Origin of the sequence: Peribacillus sedimenti (assembly GCF_046237635.1) — a bacterium.
GTDB classification, from domain to species: domain Bacteria; phylum Bacillota; class Bacilli; order Bacillales; family DSM-1321; genus Peribacillus; species Peribacillus sedimenti.
Window position 1 is genome coordinate 3289062 of the sequence record NZ_CP143547.1, and the last position, 10939, is coordinate 3300000.

Annotated in this window: 14 protein-coding genes; 7 read left to right on the forward strand and 7 right to left on the reverse strand. The window is 40.0% G+C overall.

The window, feature by feature from the left end; all coding sequences use genetic code 11:
• Positions 1-180: 180 nt before the first annotated feature.
• The gene (locus V1500_RS16195; protein ID WP_409300804.1) at positions 181-732 is read right to left on the reverse strand and encodes a DUF3231 family protein; all 552 of its coding nucleotides are present in this window, start codon (positions 730-732) and stop codon (positions 181-183) included.
• 254 nt (positions 733-986) lie between these two features.
• On the opposite strand from V1500_RS16195, the gene V1500_RS16200 reads away from it, so the two are divergent.
• Complete coding sequence (locus V1500_RS16200; RefSeq protein ID WP_409300806.1) at positions 987-1229, forward strand: hypothetical protein; 243 nt, start codon at positions 987-989, stop codon at positions 1227-1229.
• Positions 1230-1473: 244 nt separating this feature from the next.
• Here the strand turns inward: V1500_RS16200 and V1500_RS16205 are convergent, their stop codons facing one another.
• Positions 1474-1602, reverse strand: a complete 129-nt coding sequence (locus tag V1500_RS16205) for a YjcZ family sporulation protein (RefSeq protein ID WP_409300808.1) — start codon at positions 1600-1602, stop codon at positions 1474-1476.
• 165 nt (positions 1603-1767) lie between these two features.
• The gene (locus V1500_RS16210) at positions 1768-2025 is read right to left on the reverse strand and encodes a hypothetical protein (RefSeq protein ID WP_409300810.1); all 258 of its coding nucleotides are present in this window, start codon (positions 2023-2025) and stop codon (positions 1768-1770) included.
• 264 nt (positions 2026-2289) lie between these two features.
• Here V1500_RS16210 and V1500_RS16215 point away from each other — a divergent pair, with 264 nt between their 5' ends.
• Genes V1500_RS16215 through V1500_RS16230 form a run of 4 tightly spaced genes read left to right on the forward strand, consistent with a single transcriptional unit; the run spans position 2290 to position 6472 of the window.
• Positions 2290-3408: an endospore germination permease gene (locus V1500_RS16215; RefSeq protein ID WP_409300812.1), complete on the forward strand. Its 1119-nt coding sequence runs from the start codon at positions 2290-2292 to the stop codon at positions 3406-3408.
• A 60-nt stretch (positions 3409-3468) separates the two neighbouring features.
• A complete protein-coding gene (locus V1500_RS16220; protein WP_409300813.1) occupies positions 3469-5010 on the forward strand; it encodes a spore germination protein in 1542 nt (513 codons plus the stop codon).
• Positions 5011-5048: 38 nt separating this feature from the next.
• The gene (locus V1500_RS16225; RefSeq protein WP_409300815.1) at positions 5049-6245 is read left to right on the forward strand and encodes a Ger(x)C family spore germination protein; all 1197 of its coding nucleotides are present in this window, start codon (positions 5049-5051) and stop codon (positions 6243-6245) included.
• Positions 6242-6472 (forward strand): hypothetical protein, encoded by a 231-nt coding sequence (locus V1500_RS16230; RefSeq protein ID WP_409300816.1) that lies wholly within the window; start codon positions 6242-6244, stop codon positions 6470-6472. The genes V1500_RS16225 and V1500_RS16230 overlap by 4 nt, the downstream gene beginning before the upstream one ends.
• 253 nt (positions 6473-6725) lie before the next feature.
• Here V1500_RS16230 and V1500_RS16235 read toward each other — a convergent pair whose 3' ends face one another.
• The 3 genes from V1500_RS16235 to V1500_RS16245 all read right to left on the reverse strand — a co-directional run bounded on the left by V1500_RS16235 (position 6726) and on the right by V1500_RS16245 (position 7902).
• Positions 6726-7121 (reverse strand): hypothetical protein, encoded by a 396-nt coding sequence (locus tag V1500_RS16235; RefSeq protein WP_409300818.1) that lies wholly within the window; start codon positions 7119-7121, stop codon positions 6726-6728.
• 424 nt (positions 7122-7545) lie between these two features.
• Positions 7546-7689 carry a hypothetical protein gene (locus tag V1500_RS16240; RefSeq protein WP_409300820.1) on the reverse strand — a complete coding sequence of 48 codons (144 nt, stop codon included), beginning with the start codon at positions 7687-7689 and terminating at the stop codon, positions 7546-7548.
• A gap of 42 nt (positions 7690-7731) precedes the next feature.
• A complete protein-coding gene (locus V1500_RS16245; protein WP_409300822.1) occupies positions 7732-7902 on the reverse strand; it encodes a hypothetical protein in 171 nt (56 codons plus the stop codon).
• Positions 7903-8265: 363 nt separating this feature from the next.
• On the opposite strand from V1500_RS16245, the gene V1500_RS16250 reads away from it, so the two are divergent.
• On the forward strand, positions 8266-8802 hold the full coding sequence (locus tag V1500_RS16250; RefSeq protein WP_409300824.1) for a GNAT family N-acetyltransferase: 537 nt from the start codon (positions 8266-8268) through the stop codon (positions 8800-8802).
• A 190-nt stretch (positions 8803-8992) separates the two neighbouring features.
• Here V1500_RS16250 and V1500_RS16255 read toward each other — a convergent pair whose 3' ends face one another.
• Positions 8993-9913, reverse strand: coding sequence for a DMT family transporter (locus V1500_RS16255; RefSeq protein WP_409300826.1), 921 nt, complete (start codon positions 9911-9913; stop codon positions 8993-8995).
• A 196-nt stretch (positions 9914-10109) separates the two neighbouring features.
• Here V1500_RS16255 and V1500_RS16260 point away from each other — a divergent pair, with 196 nt between their 5' ends.
• A complete protein-coding gene (locus tag V1500_RS16260) occupies positions 10110-10586 on the forward strand; it encodes an Lrp/AsnC family transcriptional regulator (RefSeq protein ID WP_409300828.1) in 477 nt (158 codons plus the stop codon).
• Positions 10587-10939 lie beyond the last annotated feature (353 nt).

Sequence of the window (10939 nt, forward strand, 5' to 3'; positions counted from 1 at the left end):
ATGACCTCGAGGCTGACTAAGACCGCCGCGTCCTCGAGGAGCGTCGGCACTAGTACATGGTGTACGTCGAAGCTAGACATCATTCTAAGTATAAAAGTATACATTCTTATCTAATATAGATAAAACAGAAAAGCTGTCAATGGCCAGCTTTTCTGTTCCTGCATACATACGAGATAATTTTTAGTGCGCTTCAGGAATCCCAGGAGGCTGATAATATGGGGGAACCTTTAACCAGCCCCTCTTTTCCATTAATGCCTTTAAGGTCAAAGCGAAGGATATATGCTGGGCCTGGAATTTAAGAAACATCAAACCTACGTCAGTCCTGATGGATTCTGACTGGCTGGCTGCACACTTAACGACCGCTGCAGCGATTTTAATCGAAACACTGTTGGCGATTTCATCATCCGTCATCCTGACACCATTTGGCACATCATTTGGATTAGAATCGGGACGCGGTTCCGGCCCATTCGGCAAAGCAACACCCTCGTGAACCAAAAAATCCCTTAATTCTTTAGCCTGTCCGTGACACAGCTTAATCGCATCATTTAACATATTTGTCACTTCTTCGTCGGTTGTTGTGTTAAGTCCTATTTCTTCAAAACTCAATGCATATTCCAGTGTTGTAAGATAAGTCCAGCAAGCCATCACTTCTCCTATATGCAATGGCTTCTTTTTCTCATTGGTCATCATTGTCCTTAACGCTGTGGTTGCAGACTCAAATATATTATCCAAATATAACAACCTCCCTATTTATAAATGAACCAGGCAAGGGTAGCTTCATTGCCTATACTGTAACTCCCTAACTGTTCCGTTGTTAGTTATTTGTACCTCCGCATGACGGTATAATTATTAATTAACTTTGCCCCATTACGTTCAACTATACGATTTATTTACATCTGAATATGATATTTGTATGAAAGTCATTTATTAAATCACGATTTGGAAGCGAATAAAAAAAAATCCAAACAATTTAAGGAGGTGACAAAATGCCTTTTCATCGAATGGGACCAGGACGGCCTCCTATGCATAGGAGACCTGAGAGACAAGCACCGCCTTTTATGCCGTGGCAGCCTCCACGATTCAGCTTGCCTCCATCCAGCAGGCCGGGTAATAAAGGCCTTTCGGGAATTACAGGCCACATGGGCAATATTATGAAGCATATCGGAACAGTCCAAAACGGTTATAATATGCTAAGACAAATGGGATGGATTTTATCTTTATTTAAATAAGGCAAGTTTATACATGTTGGATACTATGAAGCACCAAAGGCTGCACAAAACCCGATCTCAAGGAGTTACATCCGAGCATAGCCGATTGTATGGGTTTTTGTTATTTGCCATGATATCTGTCGAAAACCATTTTCGTTCATGATTATAAGCTTTATATATGTAGGCATACAAAACCTGCACCACTTTAGCTATATCGATTGTATGACATAAATAAACTGGGCAGTAAACGCCTGCCCAGTTGGTATTAGTAGGCCCATGTGCTGCCAATAATAATTAATAAAATGAATAATACTACAATTAAAGCGAATCCTCTGCCAAAGCCGCAGCCGCCATAACCATATCCACATCCATATCCATATCCACCATATACCATATTTACTCTCCTCCATTCACCAAATTAATTAGCGGTTTAAACTAACACCCCTTTGGTCACAAGGTATGTTAATTTCAACTAAAAGGTTTGGGCACTTATCCATATACGACTAATTAAAAATTAATCAGTCGCGCTGAAATAAGGTCAAGCCCCTGTAATTGGATTCTACCAATAAAGCGGGCCCCCCATACCGGGATAACCAAAGCCCGGATAGCCATATCCGCCAAAACCGATGCCCGGGTAGCCAAATCCGCCAAAACCGATGCCTGGGTAGCCATATCCCGGATAGCCAAAGAACCGTCGACCAATGAGTGCGCCACCTAGCAAGCCGCCTAATAAGCCGCCAACAAAGGGCCATCCAAAACCAAATCCCGCAAATCCTCTGGTATCCATAGGGTTATACATATTTCTATATGGGTACATTCCTTACCTCCTGTTCACTATTCTTGCCTACACTATTGCATATGCGAATGGATTGGTTGTGGAGTGGGCCCGTGTAATATCAAACCGTTTTAAACATCTATTCCATGTGTTCGATTTCCCAGGGCGGCAATCAATCCTCACTATCATTCAGTGCAGGGTTTTGAAATTGACCTTTATCCAGCCAGGTAGCATTTTTCATTTATAGGAATGGTTATACATTTTAGGGAGATAATACAAAAAAATAATTCAAGAGGTAAATCCGATATGTACGAAAGAGGAAAAATCTCAGCATACCAAATGGCACTCATCCTTTACCCAACCATATACTCGACTGCAATCTTGTTCGTCCCAACCATAACAGCCAAATATGCCGGACGTGATATGTGGATTGCCCCGGTGTTTGCTGCGGTGACTGGTATAATCACGGCATATATTATTTATCGGCTTCATAAGCGATATCCAGAGGAAACGATAATCGAATACAGCAGCCATCTTATAGGTCGTTTTCCGGCAAAATTACTTGGTTTTGCATACATTTTCTTTTTTCTGTTTATGGGAGGATATGTCTTGAGGGAATATGTCAGTTTTATTAACATCTCTTTTCTTCCTAGGACGCCTATACTTGTCATAGTAGGAAGTATCATAATGGTTTCCTCCGTGGCTGTAAGCGGAGGCATTGAAGTATTGGGCAGAGTATCTCAGGTCCTGATTCCGATTTTTATATTGCCCATCCCAATATTCATCGCCCTGCTGGTAAAGGATATGGTTATACAAAATATTCAGCCTATTCTTGAGAATGGGCTCACACCTGTTGTACGGAGCTCAGTTACACCTCAGGCCTGGTTCGGTGAAGTATTCATTATGGCTTTGATTTTGCCTTATGTGTCCAACCGGGTTAAAGCACTGAAGTGGAGCATTTTATCAATAATTACAGTCATGCTTAGCCTAGTGAGTTTAAATCTCATGTGTATTTTGCTATTTGGAGAGATTACCGTGAGTTATTCATTTCCGGTCTTTAAAGCAATTAGATTTATAAGTTTTTCTGATTTCTTTGAACATCTTGAGTCGTTTGTCATAGCGTTTTGGATACTGGGTATATTCGTAAAAATCACTGCACTATACTATTCGGTTGTCCTAAGTGCCGCACAAACGATTGGAATAAAGGATTATAAACAAATTGTTTTGCCAATGGGATTACTTTTGATCCTATTCAGCATTTGGGAATTCCCTAGCCTCCAGGAACAAATGGAATTTACAGAAACCATTTTCCCTATTTATGTCCCATTTATGACGACCGTCATTCCAGCCTTATTACTTATCATCTCTGCAATTCAAAATAAAAAGAAAGATAAAAAGAAGGCTCAAACTATATCTGCTACTTGAGCAGACGATCCTTGTGTCTTTCATTTTTATAAGTTTGATTAAGCTGGGAGTTGCGCGCACATGTTAAAAATATTACGTAAAATATTTTATAAAGAAATGCCGTCTCAAAATCAACCAGCACAAAAGGATGACCGTTTACATCGAGATCTTAAATCCAACCTGGACCATCTGCGCTCCATTTATGAAAATTGCTATGATGTTTCTTTTCGGACTTTTTTAATCGGGGGAAAAACAAACGCAGCGCTTCTGTATATTGAGGGCCTGGTCAACAAAGAACAAATCGAGAACAATGTCTTGGCTACCCTTATGTCAAAGGAGACAGGTAAGATAACTCCGCATGAAATACTTGAAGAAAAAATACATATTTCGCATATCAAAGAAATACAGGCATTTTCCGATTGTGTTGATAATGTATCCATGGGAAATCCAGTTCTGTTAGTCGATCACGAGGCACAGGGATTTGCACTGGGATTAGGACAATGGAAAATGCGTGCCGTTGAAGAGCCGTCAGCTGAAGCAGTGATTCGCGGACCAAGGGAAGGCTTTGTAGAATCAATGGGTGTGAACACTGCGCTGCTGCGGAGAAAAATTAAAAGCCCTGATCTAAAAATGGAAACCATGTCAGTTGGAAAGTATACCAGTACCAATGTTGTAGTCGCCTATATCCAGGGGTTAGCTAATCAAACTTTGATTGAAGAAGTAAAAAAACGGCTAAATCGCATCCAAATTGACGGCGTTCTAGAAACTGGCTATATAGAGGAGCTCATTGAGGATTATCCTGTTTCCCCATTTCCACAATTATTGACGACAGAACGTCCGGATGTGGCAGCTGCAAATCTCTTGGAAGGCCGGGTTGTGATTATGGTGAATGGAACTCCCTTTGTCTTAATCGCTCCAGCAGGCTTTTTTGCATTCTTTCAATCTGCTGATGACTACTATAATAGATACTTTAATGGCTCAGCAATTCGACTTTTGCGTTTTTTCTTTATGGTAGTTTCCATTGTTCTGCCTTCCTTTTACGTGGCAGTACTGACCTACCATCAGGAAATGGTGCCGACAAACCTGTTGCTAAGCATGGCATCTTCGCGTGAGTCGGTTCCATTCCCTGCACTTATTGAGGCAATGATGATGGAAATAACGTTTGAAGCCTTACGGGAAGCAGGGCTTCGACTTCCAAAACAGGTAGGTGCAGCTGTCAGTATCGTCGGAGCACTCGTAATCGGACAGGCCGCCGTTCAGGCAGGAATTGTTTCGGCTCCCATGGTAATTGTAGTGGCACTGACTGGAATCGCCTCCTTCATGGTGCCGCGTTACGCACAGGGAATAGCCTTAAGACTGTTACGTTTCCCAATCATTCTGCTCGCGGGGACACTTGGATTGCTTGGAATCATGCTGGGCCTTATTTTAATAGTCGTTCATTTATGTAAACTCCGCTCTTTTGGTGTTCCTTACCTCTCTCCGTTTGCGCCGCTGGAAACGAGACAACTAAAAGATGTTTTTGTCAGGGCCCCATGGTGGAAATTACAGACACGCCCTCACTTAACAGGGAATTATAATAAGTACCGACAGGCTCCCGACCAAAAACCCAATGCAAACGAATAATGTAAAAACACAAGTCATATGGAAGGAAATCAAATGAAATGACTTCACGGCTGATTCTTAAAACCAGATTGTTGTGTGCCATGATCCTCCCTTTTCTTTCATGCCTCTTTCTGTTTGGCTGCTGGGACAACCGTGAAATTAATGCACTTGCCATAATTGTCGGTGCAGCTATTGATAAACAAGATAACAAAATTAAGCTGTCAGTCCAGGTTTTCGTTCCACGCACCGCTGGAGGCGGACAACAGAGTGCAGGAGGAAGCGGAGGCAGTGAGCCTAAGGTGCTAGTTAGATCCGGCATCGGGGACAATTTGGCAGATGCCGTAGCAAATTTACAACAAAAAGTGCCGAGGGACATTTTTTGGGGACATTGTGACATCTTTATTTTTGGCGAAAAACTCGCTAAAGATGGAAAATTGATGCAGCAGCAGTTTGACTACTTAAATCGGCATCCCCAGCCCCGGGAACGGGCAAAGCTGTTTCTAAGCCAGGGGCAGGCTTTCAAAGTCCTTGAGCTGCAGCCTCCATTGGAAAAAGACATTGGAGATGTCCTGAAAAAATTGTCAAATCTGGAGATTACTCAAGAAATTACAATGAAGGATTTTGAACAAATGGCAGTCAATGAATCACAAGCTACCATCATGCCTGTGATCTCAATATTGCCAAGCAAGAAGAAAGAAACGATTCCATTTCTAACAGGAGTTGCAATTTTCCGGGAATTTAAAATGATTGGGATAATTAAAGGGGATGCTGCCAGAGGGTTATGGTTTGTTCTGAATAAAGTCGAAGAACCGACCATCACAGGTAAAAACAAAAAAGGCGGCATTATATCCGCAAAAATTTTAAAACAAAAAACAAAGCTATCTCCACTCATTCACAACGGAGATTGGACAATGAGCATAGATGTAACCTCTGACGCAATGTTAACGCAAAACGGTGCCATGGCGGATATCATGAAGCCGCGTATTTCCAGGCAGCTAGAAAAGTATGTAGAAGAGGATATAAAAACCAGCATTAAAATGGCCATGGCACAGGTAAAAAATAACATGCATGCAGATGTTTTCGGGTTTGGAGAAAAATTTCACCAGGAGTATCCTAGACAATGGCACAGATTGGAAGATAATTGGAATGATTTTCTTCCAAATGTTTCAGTGAAAATCAACGCTAATATCCATCTGCGTGAGCCTGGATTAATGACCATACCGAACGAACTGATCCAAAAAGGAAGAACAGAATGAAGATACTAACCATTTGCAGCATTACTTTACTTGTAGCAATTATGGTACTTTTTCAATGGTCGAAAATGAAGTCCGACCAGCGAAAGGAGAAGATTTCCTTTGTATGCATAACGGCATCGGCATGGCTCCTCGCCGTTTTGCTCCTATTTTTCCCGGGAATGAAGAGTCCATCGGAGCTGCTGACATACATATTTAAACCGATTAGCGAGTTATTGAACCTTGGATAATTATGCGGAACAAAAGGACAGCGACAACCCCTTTATAGGTTAAAGTAAATAAAAAAAGCCCGCCAAAGGGAGGACTGTTACCTGGCAATTGACCGGTCTACGATTACTATTCTTACATATAGTAGGAGACCGGTCCTATACCCCCACTATTACACAGCCCATGGCCGCAAACTTATTATCCTATGGACAGAAATAATTCTCCAGTATAAATTGTTCCAACTCTTAATTTCTATTTCTTGTACACTTCTTTTATTTAAGGAATGATCCTCCGTTCTTCTTCACCTATGATCCGAGAACCAGCATTAGCCTCTACTATAAGTCCTAAAGCTTGAAGCCAATCTCCTGTAACAGTTATCTTTTGGCCTTGCAACTGATGAACTTCATCGCTCGATAACACCTGGTTCGTAATACCAATGGCTTCTAAAAATTGGCCAACTGTTTGAAGATATACACCCGATAATATTTGCTGTTCATTATCATTCGACCGAATCTCCTCACTTACTAGGAAGATCCTGGACAGGCTTATTGCCTCGATGATCTGGCCAATCACTTTAATCCATATACCAAGCGCCAGCTGACGTTCTATATTCAATATTTCCTTATTGTTGTCCTCAATCCCAGTATTTTGAGTTTCTGTTTTAATATCCATATTCAGCCACTCCATTCTATACATACCTTATGCAATAAACATGGTCAGTGATTTGATTCAATATCAAAGCCGCATTCGAAACTCTCACGTGTTTTATATATAATGGCAGAAGCATTAGGGAAATAGAATATTTTATTTTACGTTGTGAAAAAATTACAATTTATGTTAGTTGTTATTTGTTTGCTCACATAGGGTTGTTATACCATTCAGAGTTATTCCAAAACCAAAAAGAACGAATGGCACAAGTGATTCCTCGACAGGCATCAGAAAAAATCACTCAGGAAATTTAGTTTTATGGGGCTGATTTGGCTTATGACCCCGAGAAGTTGGGCATTGGAGCTAGATAATAATCCACATTTTTGTATTTATTTTATAATTTCCTACACGATAAAAAAAAGGCCAAGAATATCTTGGCTGCACAAATTTAGAGGTTTTGATGGTGATTACGGCCAACATCGTCATTCGGTGAGTTGCCAGTACCATTCTTACTTTTACTGTTGGGTGTACCATAAATTTGATTATCTTTTGTCACTTTGGCTCCCCTTAAAAAATTATCCTTAGTTTTCATCTTGCTTCACCTCCGATGGGCAAAAGTCGGTAACCTAGACTACTATCTAACCCGCCCAGTTATTCCGTCCTCTCCAAGAAGAGTCTCCCCTCTTTTCGGAATGCTGGTTAGCTTCGAATTTTTTGTATCCTCTTTAAAATGGGCTTCAGAATCGCCTGTGGATAATAAAGGCTCTCCTACCAGGTTTCGTTCTTTCTTGTTTGCAGACATCATATCTCCCCCTTTCTATCCTATATTATTTGTCGGTACAGATTTAATCATGCGTCTGCGTCCGCTTCCACCACAGCACAACAAGCTGTAATAAGGCAAAAAAAATTGACCAAACTAAGAAAAGTGAAAAGAGTTTATACCGATATAATCCATTTCTATCCAAACAAGATAGAGTGTTCAGTCAGGAAGCCATTATTTACAATACCTGTTCAACAAACATAAGTTTTAGACCCATATTTTGAACAAAGTCAAACAGTCAATCTTCGCTTTTACAAAGCACCGTAATAATAATTTGTGAAGATAACCAGCTGACATTTTGTTTAGTTAATTAATTTAATGTTACGTTATTAAAAAGGAGGTTAACATATGGATTTAATATATGAAGTAATATCTGAAGAAAAAATAGAATTGTGCAGAGATTTATGCAATGAACTTATGGTATTTCAAAAATCAAATGCATACATTAAAGCTGATCTGTTCGATACCATGAATTTTGAAACACGCTTGCTTCCATCTTTAAAAAGTGCTGTACACAATCACATTGTGATAGTAAGAGATGGTGATAGAATAGTAGGGTATGTGTACTCAAATATCTCGCCAAAAGAGGCCTATTCGAATAATTTTGCCACTTTCTTTGATCTGACATCAATCATCAGAAAAAATGTAGGCTGTCTATCCCAATTTTATATCAAAGTAGAGTATAGACAATACGGTGTTGGTTCGAAACTTTTCAATATGTCGTTGGAATGGCTGAAACAATTCGAAGATGTGGATGACTATTTCATCTTTGTCTCCAATGGAAACCTTAATGCCTTGGAATTTTATAAAAGGAAGGGATTTTCCGTCAGTCATGATATATTGGATGGTTTTATTACGGTGTTACGAAGCCATAAACAGTCATAAAAAAGTGTCACTAATGTTTTTTATTTGCGGCCTGGATATCAGGCCGCATCTGGTGAATCATTTGTTCAGGTATTGTAACATCAAAATGGATTGTGAATGAGCTTAATCTAAATAATACTGGCTGCCGCATTTACTTCTCCTACCATAAACACCACATGACAAAAACGAATAGACAGCCCTGCCCCCTTAATTATCCAGCATGGCTTCTGTGCATTTGTTGATCTTCACTACGTTTAAATATGTTTGTTTTTGCTTGTGAGAATAATAAACATCCGGCAACCACAATAGTACTTCCCGCTATTTGAATCACAGTCATCTTTTCTCCTAATAATAGAAAAGCAAGAATCGCTGTAAAAACTGGATTAAAGTTTAGAAATATTCCCGCAAAAGATGCGCCAAGCTTGCTAACTCCAATATTCCAGAAAACCGTGCATAGCAACGTGGAAATAACGCCGGTATATAATATGGATTGAACAAAGGAGGCATCTAGATTATTAACAGAAAAAGTATGTAAATTAAATGGTATAAGTATTAACAGACCAAAAATGCCGGAATAAAGCGTAGCCATTATGGCAGATGTTTTCGTCAAAGCCCACTTGCTGCAGACAGAATATATCCCCCAAATACATACGGCCATTACCATATACAAGTCTCCCGAGTTCAACTCGAGCATCATTAATGACCCTACATCTCCTTTAGACAAAACCACCATTACACCGCTGAGCGATATTACAACACATAAAATTTGAATGAGATTCAATCTCTCTTTCAAGATTAAAAAGGAGAACGCTGCAATCGAAATAGTATTCAGCGTGGAAATCAGTCCAACATTGGCAGAAGATGTGAGTTCCAATGCCTTGAATTGAAAGAGATTGAATAAAACTACTCCGGTTATCCCCATTAAAACCAAAGGAAGAATGGAATCTTTCGGCGGAAAAAACCGTTTCTCCCTCCACCAGACAAATGGCAGCAGGAAAATTACAGCTATCAGCCACCTCAGAGTCGTGAGTGTCAAGGGCGATGCGTGATTTACAAGCGATTTCCCAACCACAAAATTCGCTCCCCATAACAAGCTTGTCAATAAAAGAAGAAAGATATATAACGACCTCATGCTGATTCGCTCCTTTACACTGTCCATCTATTCGATAGAATAATATTATCACTTACTGTTAATCTCTTTCATGTTTTTCTGTATAATGAAATAAAGTGCGAATATTATTAAAAAAAATCTTCTGATTTTTGAATTTTATTCTGATTAGATATAAAATTCCTGCAAGTTTTGGAATAAAAGAAAGGGGTATTTTTATATGGAGGCCATCATAAGCAAGGAATTGGATGCAATCGATATTCAGATCCTTGATATTTTGCAAAAAGGGTCAGATATAAGCAATGCCGAAATATCCAGAATCGTAAATCTGTCTCCTCCTGCTACACATGCACGGATCAAGAGACTTCAAAACGAGGGCTATATCGAACGGCAGGTAGCCATATTAAATCAAGAAAAGCTCGGTTTCGATTTGCTTACATTTATCTTCATCTCAACAGATATCCATCATGCAGATAAACTCGAAGTACTGGAACACGCTTTGGAAGGCATGTCGGAAATCCTGGAGTGCCATTGCCTTACGGGGGAATACGACTATCTTCTAAAAGTCGCAAACAAAGACAGGAAAAGCCTGGAAAACTTTATGAGGAAGCTTAACAAAATGGGAATCACCCGCATCCAAACCAGTCTGGTTTTAAGGGATATTAAATCCTCTACAGCCCTACCGCTGCAGTTATAATCAGCTGCATTTTATTCGGATTTCATGATGACATGATGACGCAGCTTTTGGTATGTTAATAGGACTGGAGCGTATGCAGTCCTTTCTTCCTTACTCAAATTAATACTTAAAGAAATTTGTAACAGAGTTTTTGATACTCTATAAGCAATGTAAATGAGATAACAGGACTCTCAACTGGTATGCTTTCCTGGCAACGTCGTATTTTTCACAGAAGGGGAGTCTCTAACTACTATCGGCGTTCTAGCTTTAACTACCGTGTATCCTTGATGGCGATGAGCGTCGGATCTCTTCGTCATACGGCGGTCCCTGAGCGTTTCATGTACGAAGTATATTCCAGAGGCCTGCAGGATGAT